Here is a 25,838-nt window from a genome sequence, read left to right as displayed (position 1 = left end):
CAACACATTGATTTTCCTGCTACCCATCTTCTCTTTTTAACTTCCACCTGTTATGTGACCAAAGCCACAGATGTGGCGTTTCGATAATGGCTTCCTCAAGAATAGAAGCATACCGTTCTATTATCTCTTCGGCGGTTGCTTCATTTGGGTTTTCAATAACTTTTACGAATTCAAGCGTGTAGTGCCCTCTCGAAGTTTTCTTAATCAAAGGGAAGAAAACGGGGTAGTTGGTTTTTCGGGCAATCCTGTCGGCGCCTATCAAAAATGGTGTATCCTGATTGAGAAACTTTATCCAATGACGACTGCTGTTTTTCTTAGGTCTCTGATCTCCGATAATACACGTCAGCGAAAGCGCTCCCTGCGAGCCAAGCTCAACCACCGTTTTGTACCCTTTTTTAGATGGTACTGCCACCGCACCAAACCTTTCCCGGGCGTCCTTCATTAGAGCTTCGTAGTAAGCTGACTTTAGAGGTTGGTAGAAGGTAAGTACCTTGTGGGACAGCGACAATGGTATGGCTGCGAGCCACTCCCAGTTTCCGTAGTGGGCGGTGTACATAATCAGGCTTCTTCCTTGTTTGAAAAAGTCTTCGAAAACCTCTGCGTTCAGTACCTGAAATCGTCGCTTGATAGCTTTCTCGCTTATCGAGATGAACTTTCCAGACTCAAAAATCAAGTCGGTAAAATGCCTGTAAAACGCTTTTTCAATAGACTTGATTTCAGAAATGCCTTTTCCGGGGAACGAAGCCGTGAGGTTTTTTCTTACCGTCGTCGTTCTGTATCTAACCAGGTAGTAAAGCAAAAAAAAGGAAATATCTGACAGTATATAAACCAGCCAGAAGGGCAGGCGGGACAACAAAAGTACGGGTATGTATTTCAGGCTTTTCAATAGAGTGTCTCCGAGCTTTTTGTAAGTTGACTGGTTGAGGAGCAAATGCAGAAACAATATTTATCAGTAAAGAAGTTCTGGCAAACAAATTTTATTTATAGAGAGTTTTTCCTCCATGACTTTCCGAATACTTTATACCAAAAAACGGAATCAATGGTTGCGCCAAAGGAAAAATAGCGCATTATGGAAGATTTAATAATATCAAAAGTTTGCAGGTTCACAAAAGTTTGCTGAAATTCATGTAGTTACGAATATTCTGCAAGAGGATTATCTAATATCAATACAATTAATTGCGAGACGTATGAAATCAATCTTACTATTTGCTGGCACAATTATCTTGTTTTCCCTGGGCTCCTGTGTTTCTCAAAAAGACTTTATCATTGAATCTGACTATAGCTATCTGGGAAGATTCAACAAGTACAAGACCTTCGACTTTGTGAATATCGACAAGCGTGACAGCTCCAGCCACAATCCTGATCTGGAAAAATGGATTATTAACAGAATGGAGTCACAAGGTTATAGCTACTCCAATAGAAAACCAGATATATACGTCAACTACAAAATTTACTTCTCTGACCTGAAATACCGTGGCTACAATCAGGAGGATCTTAATGCATATCTCAATAAGGAAGTATCGCTGGCTTCCAATGATGAATTTGAGGATGAGGTTTACCTGAGTGATTCAGAGCTGACAGAACTCGAAAATGCTGAGGCTGCTTCAAGAAAAAGGGAGTATGACGCAAGATACTATACCATGGACTCAGGCACATTGTTGATTATTCTTGTCGATAGAAGGAAGCACAGTGCCGTGTGGCAGGGATATGCCTCAGGTGTGTTTGCGTTGGGTGCCGACAATCTTGATCGCCAACTACGCAGAGCTGCGGGCGTTATTTTCGACAAATACAAAATAGTGGCCGACGGCTATCTCATTAACGACTAGACATTTCTGTAACATCGGTTCTATACTGAGCGTCTAATAAAAAAGATGTGATTGATTGTGCAACCTTTACAATTAAATCACATCTTTGGTTTAAGGACAAACTCATTATATCATGAACAGACTAAGCAAATTTTTGCTGCTACTTGGTTTGACACTAGTGGTTCAGCAGGCTGTCGCTCAGCGGGTAAAGGAGGAAAGAAAGGTTTCTTCCTACGATGCCGTGAGCGTAAGCACAGGAATTGATGTTTATATTCGTCAGGGCAACCGCCAGGAAGTTACAGTGGAGGTGGATGAAGATGACCTCGACGATTTGATGACCGAGGTAAGGGGCGGTGAGCTCAAGATTTATTTTGAAAACAATAACAGTTTCTGGAATTGGAAAGACCGTGACGCCACAGTTTATGTAACCGTCACCGATATCAAGTCTATTAAAAGCTCAAGTGGTTCAGATGTGACCGGGGAAACAATCATTATCTCCGACTATTTGGAAGTAGAGTCTTCGTCGGGAGCTGACTTAAAACTTCAGGTAAGAGCCAGAACATTGAGGGCCGAGTCGAGCAGTGGCTCTGATATGGAGCTGTCTGGCGAGGCTGAATTTTTCGAAGGGCGCTCTTCTTCAGGCAGTGATTTGGATGCTATGGACTTAGTGGCTAAAAAAGCGAAAGTGAGAGCCTCCAGCGGCTCAGATTTAGCGATTACGGTCACCGACGACATTGAAGCCGATGCCAGCAGTGGCAGCGACATTTCCTATTCTGGCAGGCCGCAATATGTCAATATCGACGAGTCGTCGGGAGGAGATGTCCGAAGACGTAATTATTAAAACCAGACATTAACAATACAAAGAGAAAGGCTTCACCGAGGTGAAGCCTTTCTCTTTGCATCCAATAAAATGCTGTTTTGATAAAACGGCGGATCAATCTCTATTTCTGGGGGATTGATTTTTTTGTATGGGTATTTTGTGCTTGCATAAAAAAGCAAAAGGTCCAAGCGAGACGCATTGAACCAGTTTTGCTTTTTTATTGCCGCCTATTTGCTGAATTGAATAACGTTCCTTTTGAGTTTTATCCCCCAGGTTTTCCGCTTGATCCAAAACGACTGATGGATATTTTTCAGTTGTTAGAAAGTAAAAGGGACGTCTACCACCGTCTTGTCCCAACCAAGGCTCATAGTGGCGCCATTTGCCCCGCTTTTGGCAAATACAATCGAGAAGTATTCAATCGTATCGGCAACTTTCTTTGATGGAACAGTTACACGCAATACATCTTTGTCTTCTTTGTAGCTGTAGGCTCCCCAATAGTCAAGAGCTGAGCTAAAAATGATCGTCCACTCAGATTCGCCTGGAATAGTGAAAAGTGAGTAGGTGCCGGCCTTCAATTTTTTGCCAGCCACTGTAGCGTCTTTGTAAAGCTTGATCTCAGTATTTTCATTGGCTCCTGTTCTCCATACTTTTCCATACGACTCAAGTTTTCCGAAAATCTCCCGGTCATTCTTTTTGGGTCGGCTATAAATCACCCGTGCGAGAGCCTCATCGCTTCCTTTTCGGTCGTGGGCAAAGTTGTCGGGATAATAAGCCATGTCCATTGAGCTTTTGTCGGGCCCCCTGAAATCCTGAGCCTGTGAAGAAAAGGCAATCAGAGAAATGAATGAAATCAGTAGTAATGTCTTTTTCATGTTGTTACTTTTTTTGTTGAAGGTCTGTGGTTTTCAGTTTTGGCTTTGTCGGTTGGTTTACCAATCGCTCATTTATAGAGGGTGAAAATGTTTCTGAAAATGTAATGACTGGCCTCTATTCGAAACTGGTCGGGGTCAAACTGACCACTGTTTTCATCAGTATTGGTAATGGAAATACATGCTGTGCCCGAGCCTGGATGAATATAAAAAAAAGAATAAAATGCTTTTTGCGTGCCAGTGTGGCCGATTACCTGCATGTCGTTGAAGTCTTCAAGAAAAAAGGAGGAGGCAATAGACTCGTCAATACCATCGACGACGCCGATGGGCAGTTGTTTTTTCCACAGCTCCTCTAGCGTTGACCTTTTGAGTATTTCGAAACCATTGTGATAGCCAGTGAGGAAGCCCAGGTATTTCAGCATATCGCTGATAGGAGCATTGAGTCCACCATTGCTAGTGGTGATGCCTGTGTCGAAATCGAGCCCGTTGGCTACCGGCTGCCCGTTTATAAGGGTATAGTTGTTGGCCCGGTATTTCAGCAAATGGTAAGGTGTAACATCAAAGTAGCTACTGTGCATGCCGAGAGGTTTCAGCACGTTCTTGTCGATATACACCTCGTAGTCATCGCCAGTAATGATCTCTATAATTCTGCCAAGAAAGATAAGGGCGGGGTTGGAGTAGCTGTATTTGCTTCCTGGTTCAAACAAAATTTCTGTGTAGGGGAGCATGGCCACTATCTGGCTCCATTCGGTCGGCTCAAAAGGGTGCCAGTCTTTGTTCCCACCCCAGGGCCATGTGGGATCACGAAATCCTGTTGAGTGGCTCAATACCATTTGAATAGTAATATCGTCCATGCTGCCGAAAGGATTGTGTACCATCCGAAGCTCTGGCAGGTATTTGGTTAGCGGATCACTGAGCTGTAGAAGTCCTCTGTCCCTCAACTGCATGATTCCGATGCTTGTAAATGTTTTGGTGATGGAGGCCCAATGGAAAATAGTATTTTCATCCACGTTTCGCTCACTTTTCAGGTCAGCTTTGCCGACATAGCTGCTGCCAATTGCTTTTCCTTTTTCAACGAAAACCAAAGCACCACCTACCACATCGTTACTCTCCAGGGAGCTTCTAAAATAGCCATCAGCGGCTTTCCATGCTTTATCAAAACCTTTGGGACTCTGACCAATAGCTGAGCCCAAGGTTAGGAAAACACATAGCAGAACGAGTGTTATGTGGCTATAAACGAAATCAGACTTTAAGCTCATCCCGGTTCTGTTTGAGTACTTCGATAATGAAGGCTATATGCTCTTCGGGTGTTACACCGAATAATTCCATGCCTTTGTTTACTTCCTCCCTGTCAACAGTGGCGGCGAAGCTTTTTTGCTTGAGTTTTTTCATCACCGACTTCACCTCCAGCGACTCGACGCCATCGGGTCGCACCTGGCAGCAGGCCACGATAAATCCGGTGATTTCGTCGCAGGCTATCAGGCCTTTGTCGAGTAGCGTGTCGTAGGGTACTCCCCAGTGGGTGTAGTGCGCCGAAATGGCATGAGCAATTTTCGGTAGCCCTCTCTCACTAAGCAGGGCGACAATTCGGTTGGGGTGCTCTGAGGGCCAGGCTTCATAGTCGGCGTCATGCAGCAGACCCGCAATGGCCCATTCATCGGCATCCTCTCCCAATTTGGTGGCGTAGGCTTCCATCACCAGCTCTACGGTGCGGGCATGCCTGCGGAGGCTGTCTCCCTTTGTCATTTCAAATAGCAGTGCTCTGGCGTCTTCTCTTGTCATAGTGGGTAAAGAAAAAGCACCCTAAGGTGCTTTTAAAAGTTTATAAGAACTATCAACTATGTTAATCAATCTCACTGATAAATAGAAGCTATTTTATAAGAGTAACTCCTCCCCGTTGCTCGAAGGTTTCGTTGGTAGCGTCAAGATTGCTTTTGTACCTCATCACATAGGCATAAGTGCCAAAAGGCAGAGGTGAGCCGTTGAAATAGCCGTTCCATTTGAAGTCAATGCTGTCACTTTGATAAACCAACACGCCCCATCGGTTGTAGATGAATATGGTGAAATCAGTTACGTACGGATTTGGAAACACATAGAAAGCCTCGTTTTGCGGAAGCCCCCGGCCGTCTGGCGAAAAGGCATTCGGTGCAAAAATTCTTGGGCGACAATCGTCAGTTACTACCACCCGGGCAGTTCGGCAGATGCTGCCATTGGAGAAGGTGACTTCGTAAGTGCCAGGCTCTGAAGCAGCGTAAGTGGGCAATACAGAAATAATGTCCAAGCTTGGAAGCTTCCTCCACTCATAGGTATTGAAAATGCCAGGATCAAGCACCACTGTACCATTTGCGGGGTCTTCTGAGCAGAATGTTAACGTGGCAGGCAGTGATATTTCTGAATCGAATATAGGCACGACGCTGACATTAAGTTCTGCTGATGCTTCACAGCTATTGTCTATGCCTCTCACTGCAACCTGATAAAGTCCGCCAAGCCCTGTGCTGATTGAAGCGGTAGTTTCTGGCAGGATAGTCCCGTCAGGCCCTGTCCACTCAAAAGTCACCTGGGCGGGAATATTCGCCTGTGCTGTCAATATCACCTGTGTTTCGTTGTCGCAATCGGGTTCCTGAATGAGGGTGACTTCCAGTACGTTCTCCACTTGCACCGTGGTGTCAACAGTTACAAAACAGCCCGAGTTGCGGTTACGGATTGTCACGGCGTATGAGCCCGACTGGTTAACAATGGTGGTTTCGGTTGAGGCACCATTGCTCCAGCCAAAGATATAGTCAGCCGGATTCTCCCCACTTGTTAGGGCGGCTGTTAGCGTTAGTTCGCCATCACAAGGGTCGCCAGAAACGGTGATACTGCCCTCAGGGTCTTCACTAAGGAAGAACTGGATTTGTTCAGTTTGAGGACAAAGTGGATCGCCGGCTATCGTAGTGCCCGAACTGGCTACGGTGTATATGCCACTTTTAGACACGGTTGCTGTTGAGCTAGTTTCCGGAAGAGTTATTCCATCAGGGTCAGTCCAGGTGAAAGTAAAGCCCCCGTTGGATGGTGTCACCTCTATTGTGCCTGTGGTTCCACAGGCGGTCTGTATTGGCTCAAAGGTGAATTCGGCTGTTTCAGCCTGGTCTACTACTACCCCCTGCTGTGTTTGGAGGCAGCCGTCTACAATATTCGTCACTTCAACGGTGTATGTCCCAAAAGGAATATTAGCAGTCGTTGTGGTCGTAGGTGATGTAAATGAGGCAGCCAGAGCCTCAATGCCTGTAGCAAAATCAATTACCCGATAGTTATAAGAGCCGGGCGTATCGGTGGTTATAGTGATGCTTCCATCGTCACAACCATTGTTAGGTTCGGCAGATGTAATCAAGAACGAAGGACTACTGCTATTGATCCCTACTGCACCACGAGTAGTTGTGCAACCATTGACCGTGTTGCTTACTGTAACTCTATAGGATCCTGCCGGGAGGTTTGGGATACTGTCGGTAAACGGCCCGGTCAGTGGAACATTGTTAAAGATATTTGTTCCATTATTGCTGGTAATACTGTACGTGTAGCTACCTGTGCCAGCAACTTCAATTTTTAAAGCACCGTCGGCCACTGCGCAGCCAGATGCATCGAAAGGTGTAACTATTTGATCTGGCGCTTCCAGTATCGTATAAGTTATTCGGTTCGTCGTTTGGCAGCCGTTCACATCGAAAATGCTCACTGCATACTCGAAGTCGCCAGCCACTGATGTGTCAATATCCTGAAAGCGACCTGTATTGCCAGTGCCGGCACCATTGATGGCCCAGGTATAAGTGGCTCCCGGGTTTTGGGCATCCAACGGATCCAACTCTTCACCCGCACAAATGATCTGGTCAGGGCCAAAGTCCACAATCGGTCGCTGGTCGCCCACCAGGGTGGTCAGCGTATCCGAACGGCAGCCAGCAGCATTGGTGATGAATATTGTGATGGTACTTGGTTGCAGTACAGTAATCTCTCTGGTGGTTTCACCAGTTGACCAGGTGTATGTGAGCCCCGGATCGTCTTGAGGCCAGGCGGTAAGCACCACACCATTGTCGTCGCAAATGGCAACCGCACTAGGTACAATAGGCTGCTCCGGTGTAGGGTTGATTACTACCGTTTGAACCAGCGTTGTATCCAGACCACAGCGATTGGTGATATTCAAAGTGACATTGAATGTTCCTACTTGCTGGTATACGTGAGTTGTGTCCGGGCCAAGGGCCTGGGCACCATCACCAAAGTTCCAGGCAAACTCGTCAATATCGGATGTGCCGGTAGCAGTAAACCTGGTGGGTTGGCCTACGCAGCCACCATCCACCGCAATGGACGGATCCTGTGGTGGATTGAGGATGTTCTGAGCAAAGTTGGGAAGGCCCAGCCTGGAAATTCTGCCGTCCAGATCAAAGCCCTGGTCATTATAGCCTGCCTGCACTTGATCTCCATTAGAGTTTGAAATCGTGCCAAGGTTGCCGCTATTGTCTTTTGCCATGTAGATCACCTGATCGGGGCCAATTTGGAGGGAGCCATATCCCGTTCCTGAGGCTAACTGGAATTTACTTTGCTCGATAAACTGGACGACAGAGTCGTCAGAATAAGTAACGCTGGCGTTGAGAAGGCTATCCAGGTTATACTGGAACAGTTTGGAGTTAGCGCCGGTAGTGGTGACATACACTCTTGCACCGCCGGAGGAAAACTCAAGACCATAGGCTTCGCTAGGCGCAGGCTCTTCAAGGTCGATCAGCAATGGGGAAGTAAATGCTCCGTTGGCAGCGTCGAAGTTGACCAACTCGAGGAAGTTTTCAGCGCCTGGAATTACCGAGCCAATCATTGATCCGGTGGGCGACACTTTCATCGTGCCTCTGCCGTTAAGTTCTTCGGCGAATGAGAGCGTTTTCCCAATGGAGCTAATCCGGGCATTGCCAATGCCTGAGGTAGTTATTGGGTAGGCCCTGTAGTTGTTGTTGCCATACTCGTGCCCGAAAAGCCAGGTAAAACCCCCTCCAACACCAGTTGCAGCCAGCTTCTCCGAGCTATTGGTGAACAGCGGCCTGTCTTTAATAATAACAGCTCCACGAGCCAAATCCTGCTTCATGTCAACCACAGAAAAACGCATGTTGTAGGAACGGTCACCATACACCTGATCGGTGGTGATTATGTAAAAAAGCGTTTCGTTATCAGGAATCGGCAGTATAATGGAAGACTGGGCTGAAGTACTGTCTCCGCCAATCAGCGTGCCGTTGAGCATTATCTCGTGGTCTTTGTTCCAGACGGTTCGTCCGTTGGTGTAGAAAAGTAGGTCGCCGTTTCGATCCGAAATCGAAGCGCAACCTTCCGGCGAACTCATAAGGTTTTCGTCCGTAAGTGCCACTGGCGGTGCTTCATTGAAGTCGATGCCCGCCTGCTCGCCAAAATACCAGATATTGGCTTTTTGCTCGTCGTTACCATAAACGGTTACTTCGAAAGAAGCGAAAGCCGGGCAGCCGGTGGTAAGGTCAGTTACCTGGGCCCAATAGGTGCCAGCTGAATCGATCTCGATGATTTGGGTGGTTTCACCAGTTGACCAGAGGAAGGTGTAATTTCCCTGCTGTCCGCTGGGTAGTGCATTTCTTTGCAGTTTTTCTCCCGGGCAAATCGTTGTGTCGGTGAGATGGGTTAGTTCGAGCTGATTATCAATAATATTAAACACCTGCGTCGTAGACTGGCTTTGCCCGTTTAGGAAGGCTGTTAAGGTAACCGTGTAAGGGCCGGGGTTCTGATAAGTATAAATCGGCGCATATTCCTGCGACCCACCGCCATCTCCGTAGTCCCAGGTAACGAACTGGGGCGTGGGCTCCACGCTGGGAGAAAACATGGTGGGTGTGTTCTGACAGAAGCCGAAGATATTGAAGCTCATATTGAACACAATGGGCGCCGATGTGCTGGTGGCAGGGAATTGTCTTCCCAAAGCGTCGCCGAAATCAGGTATCTGAGCCTGGTAGGCTACGGAGTCGGGCAGGCTATCAGGCTGGTTGATCCGACCGATGGAAAATGGCCCGCTATTGGCTGCCTGGTACAAATGGTAGATTCGCTGATCCGGCCCTTTTTTTAACCCGAAGCTTCGGAAGTAACCTCCCACGATGCTGTTAGAAGTTTGGAGAGAGTCAAAATCGAACTGATTTAGCTGGCCGGTAAGTGCATTGTTGCCGCCATGCCTGGAGTAGTAAAGCTTGGTGCCGTCATTTGACCATTCTACGTCATAAATAGACTGCCCCGAACCATCGTTTACGCCAGTGTTGAGGATCTGGCGTTCAAATGTTAACGTGCCGAGATTAGAATCGAAACGAAGGATTTGAATGTTTCTGTTGCCTGTTTTCGGAGCTACAGCGATGATGATTGAATCCGGTGCGAAGGTGTGCACGCCAAAAGCTGCGGCCTCAGCGGTAGGATTTGAGGCATTGAAAAAATTGAAGGTGTTGATCGTGCCAAAGCCGGCGGTGGAGATTTCATATACTACATAGTCGCCTGTGGTTCGGTTTTGAGACAGCAGCCAAAACCTTTGCCTGTTGGGGCCAGGAATGATCGCCATGGCTTCAGCCGGCGTGGTGAGGCCCGTGGCCTGATTCAACTGGCTGATATCACCAAGTGTAGGTGCAGCTGCCGAGGCGTTTCCTGTGAGGTTTTTATCGGCTACAGAAAACTGAATTTCATTCGCACCAGCACTGCCAGGGTTGGTGAAAATATAGAACTGGCTTGTTGTGCCAGGCACTGGGCAGGCTACTGCGGCTTGATTGAGCGATGGGTCGCCGCCTAATCCTGCGCCGCCGGGAGTGACTCTGTTCGAGCCGTCGTAGACATTGGCGCCGTCGGTATAGAACCATAAATCGCCTGTTATAGGATCCGAAATCGTTACTCCGCCACCAAGCCCGAACGGTGTAGCCTGGTCGTCGATAACGATAGGCTCAAAGTCACCTTTGTTGAAATCAAGAGCCTGAGAGGTGTTTCCAAAGCGCCAGTGCAGGTCTGTGAGGTCCTGTGCCAGCGTAATAAAATTCACCTGAAGTAAAATAAAGCAACTTAAAACTAATTTTCTCACACACCTATCGTTAATCATGTTGTTTTAGTTTTGCTAAGTAAAGTTAGAATGATCCATTGATTAATGGATGATTATTCCAGGTTAAACTGCAAGTTTGCAGTTGAAAAATAGAACGTTGGATAGGTGAGTTAGTATATGATAGTTGTCTGTAATGTGAAATTGTCATTCCATTTTAAGGTGTAATCATTGACCAGGCCGAAACGGCAACCTAATTTTTGCCAAATATATTGAATGCAGATTGAGATGATTAGTCATGCCTTATACCGTGTCTATTTCATAAATGATTTTAAATTTAATATTTTGCGGGAGATGTTAAACAGGAACATGGGTATTTTAAAGTCAATCAATTGGGCTATAGTCATACCCATTTGGTTTGTAGTCATCTCTTTTTTTCCAAACAACGGACAAGCGCAAGACCCTCAGTTCTCGCAGTATTATGCTGCCCCGCTGTACCTCAACCCTGGATTGGCGGGTATTAACCAAAGAGGTAGGGCGGGCATTAACTACCGTAATCAGTGGCCCAGTATCAGCGCCGGTTTTGAGACTTATTCAGCCTTTTTCGATTACAATTTAGAGGACTACAACAGTAGCATTGGCGCAATCGTTACTACCGACAAAGAAGGGATTGAAGGGCTTAGGTCAACTTCGGTAGCACTTCAGTATGCCTATCAGGTGCGACTAAACTACAAGTGGACTTTTCGTCCGGCTATACAAGGATCATTTACTTCGAGGGATCTAAATTTCGATAATTTGACTTTCGGAGATCAGTTCGACGAAAACGGTTTGGTGCGGCCTGTAACGATGGAAAGTTTTCCCGCCAGTGCCAGCAACAGATACTTCGATCTAGGCCTCGGGGGTATTATCTTCGATGACCGGGTTTGGTTGGGTGCGTCGCTGTTCAATATCACCCGACCCGATCAGAGCTATCAAAACGATGGAGGAAGCATCCTGCAACGCAGATTCTCAGTGCATGGGGGATACAAATTTGATTTACCCGTGGGGCCATTTAAGCGTGGAAAAACGGACGGCGGGCAAGAAAGAAGTATTTCTCCCACATTCAACTATAAGAAGCAAGGGTTATACGACCAGCTGGATTTGGGAGCTTATGTAACGATTGAACCACTCATTACCGGATTGTGGTACCGTGGCATCCCAATCAAACAGTTCAATGGCTTCCCTAATAATGAAGCGCTGATCGCCATGGTGGGCCTGATGCACAACAACTTCACTTTTGGATACAGTTTCGATTACACGCTCTCCCGGTTAGGGATTGGCAGTGGTGGTGCGCATGAAATCAGTATTATCTATTCGTTTAGCTGGAATGATCCCCGTAAGCCACCCCGAAGTGTAAGAGAGCTGAGCTGCCCGATCCCATTTATTTTCTAAATGATATTTGATCTCTTACATTCGGACTGAAAAACGCAAAGACTTAGCCGGCGAAAGCCTGTTTATTCCAAACGATGAGTTCGGGTATTAACCTTTGACGTTTTCTGACTATTTGTTTTTATACGAGCTGTCACCATGGAAAAACAGACAATATTATGGATCCTTCTGGGGATCATTGTGCTTGATTTTATAGTAGAAGAAGTACTTTCTTACCTCAATAGAAAGAGCAGCTACAGGCCTTTGCCAAGTCAGTTTAAGGATATTTACGACGAAGAAAAATACCAGAAATCGCTGGCCTATCAGAGAGACAAAGAAAAGTTTTCGTCGATCACGACCGTGATTTCGTTTGTTGCTACGCTCGCCTTATTACTAACAGGTGGGTTCGGCATCATTGACGGATGGTTGCGGGCCTACACAGGCAATGAGGTAACGCTGGCGCTTTCTTTTTTTGCTGTGCTTTACTTTGCTTCCGACCTGTTGACCTTACCCTTTCAGCTGTATAACGTTTTTGTCATCGAGGAGAAGTACGGCTTTAATAAGACCACCCCGAAGACCTTCGTGCTCGACAAGTTAAAAGGATACTTGCTCGCCATCATATTCGGTGGCTTGCTTGTAGGGATACTCATCGTTCTTATCCTCTTTTTAGGGAAGGACTTCTGGATATACTTCTGGGGGGTAATGGTGGTATTCATGCTTTTGGCAAACCTTTTCTACACATCAGTTATTGTGCCTCTGTTCAATAAGCTTACGCCGCTGGCCGATGGACCCCTTCGGGAGGCCATTACCAAATACAGCCATGGCGTCAATTTTCCATTGACCAATATTTTTGTGATCGATGGCTCCAAAAGGTCGTCTAAGGCCAACGCTTATTTTTCTGGGCTAGGTAAAAAGAAGAAGATTGTGCTTTTCGATACCCTGCTGGAAAAGCATACCGAGGAGGAACTGGTGGCCGTGCTGGCACATGAAGTGGGACATTACAAAAAGAAGCACATCATCGGCTCACTGGTGCTGGGCGTGTTGCAAACCGGCGTAATGCTTTATCTTTTGTCTCTGCTGATTTTTAATTCACAAGTCAGCTTTGCTATGGGCGGAGATATCACTGCTATCCACTTGAATTTGCTCGCTTTCGGTATTTTGTATAGCCCGGTGTCCAGAATTCTTGGCATTCTTATGAACGTGTTAAGCAGGAAGAATGAGTTTGAAGCAGATGCCTACGCCGCAGAAACTTATGAAGCTCGCCCGCTGGCCACTGCACTAAAAAAGCTGTCGGTTGACAGCTTGAGCAACTTGTTTCCGCACCCATGGTATGTATTTGTGCACTATTCTCATCCGCCCATGCTGAAGCGGCTGGAGCGGCTGGAAAGCCGTTGATGAGATTTTTTGTACATCTTTCGAAAACAATGAAGGAAGGATCATTTAGCAACTTGTCTCAACTGGAGGGTGTGACGGAATATGGGTTAAATAGATTGGATTTTGGTCTTAAGCCAAAGTCCAGGGGTTTAACAAAGATAGTCCTTCTATTTTACCGAAATCGCCCTCATTTCTCGTGACTAGGGTCAGATCAAGTATGATACAAGTTGATGCTTTAATCGCATCAGGCAGCTTTATTTTCGCCTTTTTCCTAATCGAAATAGTGAGGTCTATTATTTCTTCGTTTAGCCCGACAACCTGACAAGAGTCGATAAATTCGGCATCTATATACAAAGAGGGACAAGGCTCCCTGCTTTGGGAAGGGGAGAGGGGTGGACAATGAATAGCGGAGCGACTACCCCTAACTATATTACACATCATGTAATAGCGCCACACGTCAAAAATTCATTAACCGCCAGCAATAACTTTGTAGTTTTGTTGTTTGTTAATAAATTGTATATACACTGCACTGAGTGTTACAAGAGTCAATTAACTAGCCTACGATTTTTATGATTGACAGCACTCAAAGATATCAGACAGGGCTAACTATAGCCCATTTGTTCCCGTCAATTGATGGTGTTTGCGCATGTGGTTGCGGTGAGATTTTGTCCAACAAGAAAAGAAAATGGGCTTCCAAGTATTGTCAGTCTAAAGCACTTGAGGTTTACTACCTTGTCAAAGGGGACTCTTCATTCATTAGAGAAAAAATATTTGAAAGAGACGGTGGAGCTTGTCGTTCATGCGGAGAAATAACTAATAATTGGCATGCTGACCATATCAAACCAGTCCATTTAGGGGGTAGTGCCTGTGGATTGGAAAATTTTGCAACCTTATGTAAGGATTGTCATAAAGAGAAATCAATAGCTGAAATGATTTGCTATATGCTATCCCATCGATCTGCAATTTCTTCGCAACATGCGTCTATTTGATTAAACCTAGAGATTATTGTTTTTGGGGCGGCTGTTATTCCTTGTTGGTGAATATCTATTGACAAACAAAGGGGTAAGTGGGCTTTATGCTTTGGGTATTCGTCTTGTAGAAATTTAACGAGGAGGGCACTAACAGATTTTCTTGGTTCTTCGGTTAGTTGATTTCCGCTACTATATTGAAATTTTAAAGCACCTACTATGGGATTTTTTCTGTGAACACCCTCAATAATAATATCTGGATAAGCGCTTATATCCACTCCTTTAATTTCTAATTTTTTATTTTCGCCTTTGTACACATAGACATTAAAATTAGATAAATCAGGGAACTCAATACTTTTAAGTAACGCAAGTACTTCAGCGTTTGATTTATTTCTAGTGACAGATGTTGGATCAAGGGCGGGTTTTGCAGCTATAGTTTTCATGCCCTTATCTAATATATCAACATCAAATCCAGTAGTACAATATTTTGCAACATACTTTTTTGCGTCATTATACCATGTTTGAAGAAATCTTACATCATCCGGGTATTTACACTCTTCAATAATTTTCTTTCTTCTGCTTGAGTTTGCATCGGTATAATCAGCAAGCTTATTAATAGAAATTCTAGGTGATTTGACTATTTTTCCCATTATGCGATGAATTTTTATGATGAATATAGTTATTAATCATCATTATTAAACAAAAAAGCCATCTTTCGATGGCTCTCTTTTTATTTGACTCCTATCAATCTTTTATGACTTAGATAGCTTTCAGACTCTTTAAGGAAGTTCTGGAACCTATCACTAGTTGTAATGTCCCTTGTATTGAATCTTGCTGAAAATTCATCCAGGTATCTTTCTAGGTGCTTCTCACTTACTTGGTGGTAAACGCCTACGAGACCTCTTTTAAGAACGCTCCAGAAGTTTTCAATAGTATTAGTGTGAACATCACCAGCTACATAGATAGAAAGAGCATGTTTTACAGTCTCGTGTGTGTAGTGCTTTTTTAAAGACTTATAAACCTTGCTTTCGTCGGTATAGATTTTAGCTCCCTTTGGAACATGCTTTTCAATTAGAGCTACCATATTCTTTTTAGTAGCATTAGGGACATGCTTAAGAACTACTTTTCCATTCCTTTCAATTATACCAACAATCACCTTCTTTTCCACATAAGGAGAACCATCATTTCTAAGAGATGGATTTTCATCTGAACGTCTCTTAGAATAATGTTTTGTTTGTTCACGTTGTCCAATATATGCTTCGTCCGCTTCTACCATACCATATTCACCTAACATTCTAGGAGACTTATCTTTTAGCATTTCACGAACTCTATGAAGAACAAACCAAGCAGTCTTTTGAGTAATTCCAAGATCAAGACTTAATTGAACTGAACTAATACCTTTCTTGTGATTTGTACATCGCCAAATAGCTGCAAACCATGTCCTTAACGATATTTTAGAGTTCTCGAAGATTGTGCCAACCTTTACAGTAAACTTCTTGTAACATTCGTTATTTGAACACTTATAGCCTCTAGTAGTAACATAAGGATGTTCAGCATCACAATGAGGACAAACAGGCTTGCCAGCCCAACGGATGTTTTCGTAGTACTCAATACACGTCTTTTCTTCTTTGAAGTGATCTAGTAGTTGGGGAAGTGATTTGAAGTCCATCGTTTCTTTGTTTTAACGATATAAAGATACGATTTGTCCCACTAAACACCTAATATTTAAGCAAAAAGTAATAAAAAATGTTACTTCTTATCTTTTTTATCTTTTTTGTTTTGTTATATCTTTTGACCTGCTACCTTTGTAAAGCTTTAGGGCACAAAAAAACCTCCAAGAGTTTACGAGACACCAAGGAGGTAATTTTGTTAGCGATAAGACCGGCGGTAAACTTCCGCTGTTGTAAAGCGGGGAGAGTCCCTGCACCGGCTCTTATTGCTTCAAAGGTAAGTAAATATAACTCTAAATCAAATGATTATGGGTAATTTAATTGGAGATGATAGCGTTGATCCTTCTGTATATAGAGAATTTGTAGAGTACAGAATTAGTGTTCTTGATAAAGAGATTAAGGAACGCCAAATTAAGAAGGAGGCGTTTGAGGCTGAGCTGTTAAAACTCACTGGACAGGTTAATGTATTTACTGAAAGTAAGACGATTGGAGATAAAAAGCCTGAACTTCCTATCACATTAATAGACGATAGAGATAGAGAAGATGCAATAGATGATGTGAAAGACGAAAAAAAGTATGCTCCTCTTCCTAAACTTAACTGGAAGCATGAAGTTCTTGGAAGTTTAAGTTCTTATGAAAGGCTTTGTACATCAGAGGAAATTTATGATGATCTACTAGAAGATCATCCTAAGATATCAGATTGTAAAAAATCTGAGGTAATAGCTAAAATATCTAATGCTCTTACTTCTTTAAGTAAGGCTGGTCAAGTCAAGAAGGAAAAAAATAGACTTGGAAAAGGAAACTTCTGGGGATATTCTAGCTGGTTTGACGGGGATGAAGTCAAACAAGTTCATAAGGAAAAACTTGCTGAAGAGTATGGATTAGATATAGCAGCGATATTTGCTATGATGTAAAAATAGAGGGCCGAAGCCCTATAAATATATTGATCTGGTTGAAGCCATTCTCATTAGATGGAAATGAGATGGAGTGTAGAAAACTCTAACAGATCATTTTGCTAATTTCAATTAAGGCTACTGGCTTTGTCGGTGGCCTTTCTTATTACAAAGATAGCGGAAAAACTTGAAAGTCAATATTATTAGGAACCTTTTGGTTTCTTTTTCTTGAAATGCCTCTTTGACTTAATATCCTTAATCTTAGGCGTGTATTTGTAGGTCTTATTCCCATGACTAGACCACTGCTTGCCCCTAATCAAGCCACCGACAGGCCCCAAAGATGTATTAAAGGTCTTAGGAGGCTCCCCGCTCTTTATCGTTTCCTTTCCCATCCTTTAAAAATAGGGAATAATCTGAAAAAGCTGTAAATTGGTACTATGTCAAACGACAAGAAAAAGAAGTCTAAAGAACGTCCTGACAAGTACGAAGAAAAGCTACACATCATTGGTAGCCTGGAAGATGTGCTAAAAGTCAGCGTTCCCAAGAAGAAAGAAAAGAAGTCATAAGACGGTTTTGGCCGTAAGCTGGGAGGGCTACATTAGATTGTAGAATATCGGCGCTTGTGAATCGCTCTTTGAATTAAAGGCTTAGTTCTGCATTCAGTTGCGATAGAATTAAGACCTACTCGAAAAAAGGCTCAAATCAGAGCCGGAAACACCTTTTTACTCATTTGTCCCACAATGTATATAGATGCCATAAATTCGATAATCTCGATTGGTACAACTGAAAAGCCCAGAAGTTCAATTTTGTTGATAACCGAGATTTAAGGTTGGCTATCAATAACTTCACCAACAAAAACCTTGGGAGCGCCTGTTAGCCGGTTACCTGTGAAGTCAATTATTACATTAGTATCGATTAAATACTTCTTTTCCACTAGCTCCTGATTTGCTCTAGCTCTGTATCAATATCGCTAGCTTCCTTGCTGGAAATAGCTCCTGCGAGTCTTTCTGAAAGCTTTTTACCCTTAACCGTTTTCGGCTCTCTCACAATTCTCACAAGGCTAAGTGCTTCAAGATCCTCAATTAGTTTGAGAGCTTTGCTATTCTTCAATTCGATTGTAATTGTTTCCATTTTCTTGTTTTTGAATGAAGCAGTGCAACTCAAGGCATATTATTGCAAAATACACCTGTTTTCAGGTAATTCCGACTGGTTGCAGCCTAATGCAAAGAAAATAGTTGAATGATGACCCTTATCCTGGAACACCCTCCGAGCAAGCTTTTGGTTGTGGATATTAAGCATCCGGTCAATGCCACACCCCCACAATTCCCCCCATCACTGTGAAGGATACCACCTGGTAGCCAGCGTTGATGGCCCAGAGGCGGAAGGACTTCCGTTCGAAAAGGTAAGTAACACCCATGCCAAGCGCCACCCAGCCGAAGCCCGCCAGAAAGCCTGCAATTAATCCGAAAGTAATGTCTGATTCGGCTCCGATGAAAGCAGCCAGGTTGAAGGCCATGATGAGCTCGAGCACAAACGCAGTTCCGAAGATTTTGCCCTGCCCACTTTTCAGGTCATCATCTGTGAAGTTGTTTTCTTTCATCCATGATTTGGCAAAGAGGATGGGGGAGTACCAAACTCCCCCAACAAGGAAAGCGCTGAAAGCTGCCACGAAAATGGCCAGGTAGTTTAGTTGCGATAAATCAGTCATATTGGTAAGGTTTTGAAAGTAAGTATTGAAACAAGCTAAATCCTTAATTTTAAGGATGAAAACTGGATTTACTGAAGCCGAATCTCCCCATTCCGAAACAGGAAAATGAAGCACTCAAGCCACTTGTCCCGCATCGACGACCGCACTATTCGCTGGATCGGGATTCCTGCTTTCGGTATTTTTATACCGAACTTCACAGGCCTGTTTGGCGACCTTTGGTTGTCCGACTGGATGTACTGGTTTGGTTATATCTACTTCATTTTCATTTCGTGGAGCATCTGGCAGGGGAATCGCTGGTTGCTATTCAAGCAACGTGAAAACATGGACTGGTTTAGCAGTCCTGTCAGAAAACTGATCATTCTTGTGGCAGCCAATGTGTTTTATACTGCGCCAGTGACCGTGGCGCTGATCGTTGGCTGGTACTGGTTTTCCGGGGTGGCCCCGGTTGATTGGGATGCTGTGCAGCTGGTGTCGCTGGCCAATGTGATCTGCGTTATTTTTGTTACGCATGCCTACGAAACAGTCTTTCTGATCAAGGAACGCCAGACCGATCTTTTGGCTTTTGAGCAGCTGGAGCGAGCCAGAGTGGAGGCTGAGCTCGAGATTTTGAAAAGCCAGATCGACCCGCATTTCATGTTCAACTCGCTCAATACACTCGCCTACTTGATAGAAAACGATAGGGACAGGGCACTACAGTTCAATGAGAGCTTGTCGGATGTGTACAGGTATATCCTTATGAACAAACAGAAGGAACTGGTAACTCTTGAAGAGGAGATTGCTTTCGCTAACAGCTATTTCACATTGGTTAGGATCAGGTTTGGCGACGGGGTGCATTTTGATGTGGACATTGCTGATGAGTCTAATAAATTGATGGCACCCATTAGCCTGCAACTGCTTTTGGAGAATGCGGTAAAGCACAACGAATTTAGTGAAAAGGAGCCCCTGGTCATTCGGCTGCGGCTGAATAATGGTTGGGTAGAAGTGGCCAACAACCTGCAAGCCAAACACCTCAAAGGTACTTCCAGAATAGGGCTCAGAAATCTAACAGAACGTTACAGACTGCTAACCGGCAAGGAGGTGCTTGTTGAGGCAACAGAGAAGGAATTTAAAGTGAAATTGCCCTATCTTGAAGTATGAAAGTCGCTATCATAGAAGACGAAGTGCCTGCCAGGCAGCAACTTATTTCTCTTCTGAAAAAGTTGCGTAACGACATAGTTGTTGTTAATGAATCCACAAGCGTAAAAGAGGCAGTTGCCTTTCTTCAGGAGACACCTGTGGTTGACCTGTTGTTCATGGACATACAGCTAAACGATGGCCTTTCTTTTGAAATTTTTAAGAAAGTGGCGGTGACCTGTCCAGTAATTTTCACTACTGCATTTGACCAGTATATGCTCGACGCATTCAGGCAGAATGGTATTGACTACCTGCTGAAGCCACTAAAAAAAGCTGATTTGCAGCAGGCATTTGCAAAGCTGGAGAAGCTGAAAAGTCATTTTTCTTCTGACTTGGTTGATGCGCTACGGTCAGTTCAGGAAGGGCAGAGCGAATTCAGAAAGAGGCTTGTGGCAAAAAAGGGGGTGAGCTTTAAATCGGTGCCTGTGGAGGATATTCAATACTTTTTTTCTGAGCACAAAGTAAGCTTTCTTGTGAATAGAGAAGGAGAGAAGTTGATACTGGACAAGCCGCTGGCAGATATTGAAGCCGACCTCGACCCGGCCACCTTTTTCCGAATTAACCGGAAGTACATAGCGGCTATTTCAGCCATCGAGAGTTACCGGAGTTTTGAAAAAGGAAAGCTCAGTGTGGTACTTATTCCCAGCCCAAAAGAAGAGGTAGTGGTGAGCCAGGAAAAGGCCAGCTTTTTTAAAGCCTGGATGGAAAAATGATCTTTTACCGCCCTACAAAAAATCGATTTCCGCTCTGAAAGGGAATTTCATCAGGTAAGTTGTGGCGTCTCCCACAGTCATCTCCTCATTGATGATGTTGTGCAAGGCCTCCGTGATCGGGCACCGTACTTTGTAGAATTCCGAAAGGCTTTTGACGATTTCAATGGTTCGCACTCCTTCGGCAGTCTCTTCCATGCTTTCGATGATGTCTTTGATTTTCTCACCCTTTGCCAGCCTTGTGCCAACGGTAAAATTGCGGCTGTGCTGGCTCGAGCAGGTGGCGATGAGGTCGCCGACACCGGCTAGTCCGATAAAGGCTTTTGTGTTCCCGCCCAGTGCCTGACCGATATAGATCATTTCTACCATGCCCCGGCTGATGAGCAGGGCTTTGGCGTTTTCGCCCAGGCCGAGCCCGTGAATAACACCTGCGCCAATAGCGATAATGTTTTTAAGTACGCCACACAGCTCAACACCGATGAGGTCGCTGTTACCATAAATGAGAAAACGCTCATTTTTCAGCAATTGCTGGCCGGCATTGATCACCTCGTCAAAGTGGCTGGCTACCACTGAAGCTGCTGGCTGCCGGGCTGCCATTTCGCCGGCGAGGTTGGGGCCTGCCAGACAGCCCACTCTCACGACGGAGCTTTCCTCCATAATCACTTCGCTCATGGTCTTTACATAATCCCGGCTAAGCGGTCTGTTGGCATTAAGCTGCTTGTTGTCCGGAAGGCTCACATCGAAGCCCTTCGTGCCATGGATGAGGATATGGTAGGGCCGTAGATAGGGCGACATGCGGCGGATGAGCTCCCGCAGGTTGGCGGAAGGCACAACCGGGAAAATGACATTACACGACTTGGCAACAAGCTCCAGGTCGTTGGTCACTGTGATCCTTTCGTGAAGGGCCTGTCCGGAACTTTCCCTCTTGTCGTTAATATTTTTGGCCCTTTCCGGCGTGCGTGCATAAAGTATTACGTCGGTCTTTTCCGCCAGCATATTGGCTATCACAGTTCCGAAACTGCCGGCGCCTAATACGCCCACCGGATCTTTAGATGAACTTTTCGAGGTCATAGCCATCCATCCGGTTATAGTAGTAAAAAAGCCTGTTCATGTCCTGCGTTGTCACATTTCCTTTTTTGTTCTTCAAAATAGGCCTCAGGGCATGGTACATGCCGCAGTTGTCAATTCCGTATTTGATCACGTCGTCAACAGGCCCCTCAAGGTGACTGGCAAAGTTAATTTTCCCCATTTCTTTCATGCGGAATATTTCCTCTCTGAGCTTGCTGAAAGTCTCTCTGAACTCGGCGTAGCCAATTTCCGTGTCCTCATCTGGCAGACGGAGCAGATTATAAAGATCAAGCGCAGGGTTTCTCCTTTTGATCATTTCAAAAGCTGTGAAAGCTACGAGGTGGCTGCTAAATACCCGGTTGTATTTGTGGTACTCTTCTACAATCCTTTTGGCGAGAATACGGGTGTATTCCTGCTCCCGCTGTGCGTCGAAGGTGATTACGCCATCGGTGGTGAAGTAGTCCTTTATTTCCATCGGGTTTCCCTGCTTGTCGAGGCTGTTTCCGTGGTTGTCTACATAGTTGCCAAACACATCCATGGCCCTGCCAATACTTACAGAGATATCGGAGCCTCTGGTGAAAAATTTCAGCAGAAACTTGATGATTTTGTAAGACGTGGAGTACTCATCATTTTCCACGTAGTATCGCTCCTGGCCCTTCCTTTCAAGATAGTCGTTGATAAGGCTGGGCGCTTCAAGAACGAAGTGGTAGTTGAGCACTACCGGCACGATGAAAATCTTTTTAGCCTTCTCTTCGTCTTCTTCAAAATGCTCCCGCTGTGCAGCCACTGTTGTGCTCAGCAAGCCGAGCTTAAGTTGGGTTTCAATAGCCCCCGATCTTGACCTGGTGCCCCCGGGGAAGAACAAGCTATGGCAGCCATATTTCAATGCTTCCTGTGAATACGTCTTGAGTGTTTCCAGGTAGATTAAATTTTTCTTTCTTCTGTCTACTTTGTAAGCGCCAAGGCTGTTCATGAAGTAGGCAAAAATCCTGATATTGAATAAGTTGAGTCCGGCACCGTAGATGAATGGCGGCAAGCCCATGTGCTGAATCACCCAGCCAATAAGTATTGAATCGAGGTTGCTGAAGTGTGTGGGCACCATAACGATGGTGCCTCTTCTGGCCAGTCGGCGGAGCTGCTCTACTTGCCCCACCACGTGGATTTTGTCATCGAGGTCAAGCTGTTTGCTCCAAAGGGACTTAATGCCTTTTACCCGGGTAGCATTGAGCAGGCGAGCAAATCCAAAGGTGATGACGGTACGGGCAAACTTGTAGTGAGAATTTTTGAAATTACCTGAGATCTCGTTGGCGTAACGCTTGATAATCTCCCGAAGGATGGCCTCCTCAGTTTCTTTCTTTTTTGCCTCATCATCGTGAGGCATTTCAATGAGCCTTTTCTGTATCTGGTTCCAAAAGTCTTTTTCGTCTTTCGGATCAACTTTCCACGGGTTCTGCTTCATGCGCAGCCTTTCCCGGTAAACAGTTGACTCCAGCTCTTCTTTCAGCGACCGCCCTGATGTGAGAGTGATCAGGTTTTTCAGGCTCTCATTGGTAACAGTTTCAATGAAAGCTTTCTTGTTTTTGTTCAGCTGCACAATAGGCCAGTAACGGGTCCTCGGCAGGACTGGCTTATATCTCTTCTTTTCTCCTTTTATTTTTTCCGTCTCAGCTTCCATTCACAATCAGGCTTCTTGGGGGGCCAATATACTAATTTAAAGACATCACACAGAAAGTGTTTGTGACAATGTATCAGATTCCTTATGTGCTATCGGAACGCTCAATGAAAGCTTCGGGGGGAACAGGCCCATCAACTTTTGCCCGGTAGTGCTTAACACCATCGTACTCGAAATGAAGCTCCATCGATAGTTTCATTAAATCTACAACTTCATAATCGGCTTGGTTTGATAACAGGTCTGGCAGAACGAGGTAGAGGTAAGTGCTATTGTTGTCATTTGTCAGATCTTTGAGCAGATAAGCAGGAAAGACGTGCGATTCCCCGAGTGCCATCCTCGGTATGAGGTGATTATAGAAGCTAATGAATGTCGGCATCGCTTCGCCAATGCCGGGCAGCATGATGTCGTAACGAATTTTATCTTCTTTAAGAGTGAGCACTTTTACTCCCACTAGCCCGTAGTACATCAGACCCATGCCGCCAATGCCCAGCACAAGTAAAAGTGCTGCCCATTTGTTCCACGAAAAAAGCGTAATGAATGCAATACAGCTCAAAAGTCCGCCGCCAATAAGTGGCCCTAGCAGTTGCCTGTGATTGATTTCCAGCCGCATGATGGGCGTAAGAGCATACTTTTTGGATTTTCCCTTCCTGACTACCTCCAGATAGGAAGCAAACAGATTGAGATGATTTTTCTGGTCATCAGGATCAGCCAGGGGGCAGGAGGCAATAGGTCTGCTCATGGCAGCTTGATGGAGGTGATGTGGTCTCCCACTTCAATTTTGTTGACCACGTCCATCCCTTTGGTTACTCGTCCGAAAATGGTATAGGCACCGTCGAGGTGTGGGGTGGGAGAGTGCGTGATAAACCACTGCGAGCCTTCGGTGTCTTTGCCTGCGCTCGCCATGCCTACGTAGCCAGTGCCGTACTTTTGAGTCGAAAACTCAGACCTGATCACTCCATCCGAACTGCCGTAGCCATCGCCTCTTGGGCAGCCTGCCTGAATCACGAAGTTTGGCACCACCCGATGGAAAGTGAGGTTCTCGTAGAAACCACTGCGGGCCAGGCTGACGAAATTCTCGACAGAGCCAGGCGCCTCTTCCACCAGCAGTTCTATTTCTATAGCGCCCCTCGATGTTTCTATTGTGGCTTTTGTTCCCTTGCTAATTTCGCTCACCACATCCCAGGCGATTGGGTTCTGGTAAAGCTGCCCTGGGCTAATGCCTTCTCGCCCTTCATAGGCACTAATGGTGCTTTCCAGCGCCTGATAGGGTTCCAGATCCTCTGGAAGGTGCAGGCTGTCGAGTCCCTGGTACATAAACTGGATATTGCCCAGGTAAGGTTGGAGCTTTGTTCTGAGTCTTGTTAGTGTTGAAGCGGCTACCGTCACCTTCCCTGCATCACCCGAAAGAATGGCCTGCCTGAAATAGCCAATCAGCTCCGGTTGCTTGAAAACAGGGAACTGGGCAGACTGGTTTATCGTACTCAGCGCTTCCATGGCGCTTGTGCGAACAAACGGGTGGGGATCATCCAGCCGGTCGCCAAGAAAGGCGCTGGCGTTGGGGTAGTTTCCCAGCGCCTGTAAAACAAACCCTTTGTCGTATGGGTTGCTTACACCGCTATACATTTCCGACAGCTCTCTATAGGCATTGTAGCCGTACAGGTTGCTTTCCAGCAGAGTGCCTAAAACAATGGCCCGGGTTCTGGGTATCACAATCTGATCGTTAATATCCCAGATCCATCGTTCCACATCCCGGCCTTGCCATGAACTGATCACTTCACCAGCACTGACTGAGGTTTGATAATCTGCGCTTTTAAGTATTCCGAGGAGCGTTGATTCTACGACTGGAAAATGCTCCTGCTTAAGCGCTCTGATGAGGTTTACCCTGACCAGGGAGTTGCTTTCTCTGTTGAGCTGTTCATCAATGAAAAAAGCTATCGAATCGTTATCGGATTTTGCTAAAGCCCTTGCTGCCGCCATTCTTACGGCTGGAAGAGAATCGTTGGCGGCACTGTTTTTTAGCATACTTTCAAAATGTGCTATGCTTATCCCCCGCATTCTCGCAAAATAGTTGGCAGCAGCCACTCTTGCCTCATCAGGCAGGGAGTCGGCCAGGATGGCGCTGGCAGCCACAGTCAGCACCGAGTCGCTAATTCCCCCAACGCCAGCACGATAAATGCCCCAGGCCTTCCCAGCAACAGTGAGATCGTCGTTCGCTTCATAGTCAGCCAAAAAATGCATGTAATCGGTGCTGAGGCATTTGCCCAGTGCTTCCAAAAGATAGTACCTGACCAGGGGCTCCGTTTCGAGCGGCAGCCTGTTGGCCAGCGCCGACTGTGCACTTTTTCTTTTCATCTGGCCGATGGCAAAGACTGCTGCTTTTCTCACTTCAATTTTGGGGTCTGACAAAAGCGGAAACAGGTAGGGAAGCCCAACAGTGTCTTGAGTAGAGGCGAACGCCATTGCCGCTTCTTCACGGTACACACTCTGCTGATGGGTGAGATAGGGAATCAAAGCCTCCGACTGCCTTCTGTCTTTAAAGTCGTATAGCTTCACCAGTTCCTGGTCAGCAAACTTATTGGGGAAGGTTTTGATGCGTTCTGATTCATTTTCAGAACATGACGTAAGAAAAACGATGGCAATAAAGAGCAGTGGAAAGTGGTTTTTCATG

Annotated in this window: 21 protein-coding genes; 8 read left to right on the top strand and 13 right to left on the bottom strand. The window is 45.4% G+C overall.

Annotated elements, in window-relative coordinates:
• Positions 1-19: 19 nt before the first annotated feature.
• Positions 20-886 carry a lysophospholipid acyltransferase family protein gene (locus AAC052_RS20290; protein ID WP_317487759.1) on the bottom strand — a complete coding sequence of 289 codons (867 nt, stop codon included), beginning with the start codon at positions 884-886 and terminating at the stop codon, positions 20-22.
• 301 nt (positions 887-1,187) lie between these two features.
• Here AAC052_RS20290 and AAC052_RS20285 point away from each other — a divergent pair, with 301 nt between their 5' ends.
• Both AAC052_RS20285 and AAC052_RS20280 read left to right on the top strand, forming a co-directional pair.
• Positions 1,188-1,826, top strand: a complete 639-nt coding sequence (locus AAC052_RS20285) for a DUF4136 domain-containing protein (RefSeq protein WP_317487758.1) — start codon at positions 1,188-1,190, stop codon at positions 1,824-1,826.
• 112 nt (positions 1,827-1,938) lie between these two features.
• Entirely contained in the window at positions 1,939-2,646 is a 708-nt protein-coding gene (locus tag AAC052_RS20280) for a head GIN domain-containing protein (protein WP_317487757.1), read from the top strand.
• Positions 2,647-2,942: 296 nt separating this feature from the next.
• On the opposite strand, the gene AAC052_RS20275 is transcribed toward AAC052_RS20280, so the two are convergent.
• The 4 genes from AAC052_RS20275 to AAC052_RS20260 form a co-directional block, all read right to left on the bottom strand.
• Positions 2,943-3,497, bottom strand: a complete 555-nt coding sequence (locus AAC052_RS20275) for a DUF2911 domain-containing protein (RefSeq protein WP_317487756.1) — start codon at positions 3,495-3,497, stop codon at positions 2,943-2,945.
• Positions 3,498-3,565: 68 nt separating this feature from the next.
• The gene (locus AAC052_RS20270; protein ID WP_339815252.1) at positions 3,566-4,753 is read right to left on the bottom strand and encodes a serine hydrolase domain-containing protein; all 1,188 of its coding nucleotides are present in this window, start codon (positions 4,751-4,753) and stop codon (positions 3,566-3,568) included.
• Positions 4,737-5,276 carry an HD domain-containing protein gene (locus AAC052_RS20265; protein ID WP_339815251.1) on the bottom strand — a complete coding sequence of 180 codons (540 nt, stop codon included), beginning with the start codon at positions 5,274-5,276 and terminating at the stop codon, positions 4,737-4,739. Before AAC052_RS20265 ends, AAC052_RS20270 begins: the two co-directional genes overlap by 17 nt.
• A gap of 88 nt (positions 5,277-5,364) precedes the next feature.
• Complete coding sequence (locus AAC052_RS20260) at positions 5,365-10,572, bottom strand: PKD domain-containing protein (RefSeq protein ID WP_339815250.1); 5,208 nt, start codon at positions 10,570-10,572, stop codon at positions 5,365-5,367.
• A gap of 324 nt (positions 10,573-10,896) precedes the next feature.
• Here AAC052_RS20260 and AAC052_RS20255 point away from each other — a divergent pair, with 324 nt between their 5' ends.
• Both AAC052_RS20255 and AAC052_RS20250 read left to right on the top strand, forming a co-directional pair.
• Positions 10,897-11,958, top strand: coding sequence for a type IX secretion system membrane protein PorP/SprF (locus AAC052_RS20255; RefSeq protein ID WP_339815249.1), 1,062 nt, complete (start codon positions 10,897-10,899; stop codon positions 11,956-11,958).
• Positions 11,959-12,093: 135 nt separating this feature from the next.
• Positions 12,094-13,329 carry a M48 family metallopeptidase gene (locus AAC052_RS20250; RefSeq protein WP_339815248.1) on the top strand — a complete coding sequence of 412 codons (1,236 nt, stop codon included), beginning with the start codon at positions 12,094-12,096 and terminating at the stop codon, positions 13,327-13,329.
• Between the two features lie 916 nt (positions 13,330-14,245).
• Here AAC052_RS20250 and AAC052_RS20245 read toward each other — a convergent pair.
• A complete protein-coding gene (locus AAC052_RS20245; protein ID WP_339815247.1) occupies positions 14,246-14,926 on the bottom strand; it encodes a hypothetical protein in 681 nt (226 codons plus the stop codon).
• Positions 14,927-15,006: 80 nt separating this feature from the next.
• The gene (locus AAC052_RS20240; protein ID WP_339815246.1) at positions 15,007-15,945 is read right to left on the bottom strand and encodes an IS1595 family transposase; all 939 of its coding nucleotides are present in this window, start codon (positions 15,943-15,945) and stop codon (positions 15,007-15,009) included.
• A 309-nt stretch (positions 15,946-16,254) separates the two neighbouring features.
• Here AAC052_RS20240 and AAC052_RS20235 point away from each other — a divergent pair, with 309 nt between their 5' ends.
• Both AAC052_RS20235 and AAC052_RS20230 read left to right on the top strand, forming a co-directional pair.
• Positions 16,255-16,860, top strand: a complete 606-nt coding sequence (locus AAC052_RS20235; RefSeq protein WP_339815245.1) for a hypothetical protein — start codon at positions 16,255-16,257, stop codon at positions 16,858-16,860.
• A gap of 416 nt (positions 16,861-17,276) precedes the next feature.
• On the top strand, positions 17,277-17,405 hold the full coding sequence (locus AAC052_RS20230; protein WP_339815244.1) for a hypothetical protein: 129 nt from the start codon (positions 17,277-17,279) through the stop codon (positions 17,403-17,405).
• 367 nt (positions 17,406-17,772) lie between these two features.
• On the opposite strand, the gene AAC052_RS20225 is transcribed toward AAC052_RS20230, so the two are convergent.
• Both AAC052_RS20225 and AAC052_RS20220 read right to left on the bottom strand, forming a co-directional pair.
• The gene (locus tag AAC052_RS20225; RefSeq protein ID WP_339815243.1) at positions 17,773-17,970 is read right to left on the bottom strand and encodes a hypothetical protein; all 198 of its coding nucleotides are present in this window, start codon (positions 17,968-17,970) and stop codon (positions 17,773-17,775) included.
• Between the two features lie 172 nt (positions 17,971-18,142).
• The gene (locus tag AAC052_RS20220; protein ID WP_317487749.1) at positions 18,143-18,547 is read right to left on the bottom strand and encodes a DUF1761 domain-containing protein; all 405 of its coding nucleotides are present in this window, start codon (positions 18,545-18,547) and stop codon (positions 18,143-18,145) included.
• A 105-nt stretch (positions 18,548-18,652) separates the two neighbouring features.
• Here AAC052_RS20220 and AAC052_RS20215 point away from each other — a divergent pair, with 105 nt between their 5' ends.
• Both AAC052_RS20215 and AAC052_RS20210 read left to right on the top strand, forming a co-directional pair.
• A complete protein-coding gene (locus AAC052_RS20215; protein ID WP_339815242.1) occupies positions 18,653-19,684 on the top strand; it encodes a histidine kinase in 1,032 nt (343 codons plus the stop codon).
• Positions 19,681-20,433 carry a LytTR family DNA-binding domain-containing protein gene (locus tag AAC052_RS20210; RefSeq protein ID WP_339815241.1) on the top strand — a complete coding sequence of 251 codons (753 nt, stop codon included), beginning with the start codon at positions 19,681-19,683 and terminating at the stop codon, positions 20,431-20,433. Before AAC052_RS20215 ends, AAC052_RS20210 begins: the two co-directional genes overlap by 4 nt.
• Before the next feature lie 12 nt (positions 20,434-20,445).
• On the opposite strand, the gene AAC052_RS20205 is transcribed toward AAC052_RS20210, so the two are convergent.
• The 4 genes from AAC052_RS20205 to AAC052_RS20190 form a co-directional block, all read right to left on the bottom strand.
• The gene (locus AAC052_RS20205; RefSeq protein WP_317487746.1) at positions 20,446-21,501 is read right to left on the bottom strand and encodes an NAD(P)H-dependent glycerol-3-phosphate dehydrogenase; all 1,056 of its coding nucleotides are present in this window, start codon (positions 21,499-21,501) and stop codon (positions 20,446-20,448) included.
• Positions 21,479-23,173, bottom strand: coding sequence for a 1-acyl-sn-glycerol-3-phosphate acyltransferase (locus AAC052_RS20200; RefSeq protein ID WP_339815240.1), 1,695 nt, complete (start codon positions 23,171-23,173; stop codon positions 21,479-21,481). Before AAC052_RS20200 ends, AAC052_RS20205 begins: the two co-directional genes overlap by 23 nt.
• An 82-nt stretch (positions 23,174-23,255) precedes the next feature.
• A complete protein-coding gene (locus tag AAC052_RS20195) occupies positions 23,256-23,909 on the bottom strand; it encodes a hypothetical protein (protein WP_339815239.1) in 654 nt (217 codons plus the stop codon).
• On the bottom strand, positions 23,906-25,837 hold the full coding sequence (locus AAC052_RS20190) for a peptidylprolyl isomerase (RefSeq protein ID WP_339815238.1): 1,932 nt from the start codon (positions 25,835-25,837) through the stop codon (positions 23,906-23,908). The genes AAC052_RS20195 and AAC052_RS20190 overlap by 4 nt, the downstream gene beginning before the upstream one ends.
• Position 25,838: the final 1 nt, after the last annotated feature.

It is taken from the genome of uncultured Imperialibacter sp., from assembly GCF_963974565.1.
GTDB classification, from domain to species: domain Bacteria; phylum Bacteroidota; class Bacteroidia; order Cytophagales; family Cyclobacteriaceae; genus Imperialibacter; species Imperialibacter roseus.
This window is presented reverse-complemented; position numbering and strand designations above follow the sequence as displayed.

What these genes read in the sequence shown, in the direction of transcription:
- AAC052_RS20285 (WP_317487758.1), top strand. Translation starts at nt 1,188, where the DNA reads ATGAAATCAATCTTACTATTTGCTGGCACAATTATCTTGTTTTCCCTG.
- AAC052_RS20280 (WP_317487757.1), top strand. Translation starts at nt 1,939, where the DNA reads ATGAACAGACTAAGCAAATTTTTGCTGCTACTTGGTTTGACACTAGTG.
- AAC052_RS20275 (WP_317487756.1), bottom strand. Translation starts at nt 3,497, where the DNA reads ATGAAAAAGACATTACTACTGATTTCATTCATTTCTCTGATTGCCTTT.
- AAC052_RS20270 (WP_339815252.1), bottom strand. Translation starts at nt 4,753, where the DNA reads ATGAGCTTAAAGTCTGATTTCGTTTATAGCCACATAACACTCGTTCTG.
- AAC052_RS20265 (WP_339815251.1), bottom strand. Translation starts at nt 5,276, where the DNA reads ATGACAAGAGAAGACGCCAGAGCACTGCTATTTGAAATGACAAAGGGA.
- AAC052_RS20255 (WP_339815249.1), top strand. Translation starts at nt 10,897, where the DNA reads ATGGGTATTTTAAAGTCAATCAATTGGGCTATAGTCATACCCATTTGG.
- AAC052_RS20250 (WP_339815248.1), top strand. Translation starts at nt 12,094, where the DNA reads ATGGAAAAACAGACAATATTATGGATCCTTCTGGGGATCATTGTGCTT.
- AAC052_RS20245 (WP_339815247.1), bottom strand. Translation starts at nt 14,926, where the DNA reads ATGGGAAAAATAGTCAAATCACCTAGAATTTCTATTAATAAGCTTGCT.
- AAC052_RS20240 (WP_339815246.1), bottom strand. Translation starts at nt 15,945, where the DNA reads ATGGACTTCAAATCACTTCCCCAACTACTAGATCACTTCAAAGAAGAA.
- AAC052_RS20235 (WP_339815245.1), top strand. Translation starts at nt 16,255, where the DNA reads ATGGGTAATTTAATTGGAGATGATAGCGTTGATCCTTCTGTATATAGA.
- AAC052_RS20230 (WP_339815244.1), top strand. Translation starts at nt 17,277, where the DNA reads ATGTCAAACGACAAGAAAAAGAAGTCTAAAGAACGTCCTGACAAGTAC.
- AAC052_RS20225 (WP_339815243.1), bottom strand. Translation starts at nt 17,970, where the DNA reads ATGGAAACAATTACAATCGAATTGAAGAATAGCAAAGCTCTCAAACTA.
- AAC052_RS20220 (WP_317487749.1), bottom strand. Translation starts at nt 18,547, where the DNA reads ATGACTGATTTATCGCAACTAAACTACCTGGCCATTTTCGTGGCAGCT.
- AAC052_RS20215 (WP_339815242.1), top strand. Translation starts at nt 18,653, where the DNA reads ATGAAGCACTCAAGCCACTTGTCCCGCATCGACGACCGCACTATTCGC.
- AAC052_RS20210 (WP_339815241.1), top strand. Translation starts at nt 19,681, where the DNA reads ATGAAAGTCGCTATCATAGAAGACGAAGTGCCTGCCAGGCAGCAACTT.
- AAC052_RS20205 (WP_317487746.1), bottom strand. Translation starts at nt 21,501, where the DNA reads ATGACCTCGAAAAGTTCATCTAAAGATCCGGTGGGCGTATTAGGCGCC.
- AAC052_RS20200 (WP_339815240.1), bottom strand. Translation starts at nt 23,173, where the DNA reads ATGGAAGCTGAGACGGAAAAAATAAAAGGAGAAAAGAAGAGATATAAG.
- AAC052_RS20195 (WP_339815239.1), bottom strand. Translation starts at nt 23,909, where the DNA reads ATGAGCAGACCTATTGCCTCCTGCCCCCTGGCTGATCCTGATGACCAG.
- AAC052_RS20190 (WP_339815238.1), bottom strand. Translation starts at nt 25,837, where the DNA reads ATGAAAAACCACTTTCCACTGCTCTTTATTGCCATCGTTTTTCTTACG.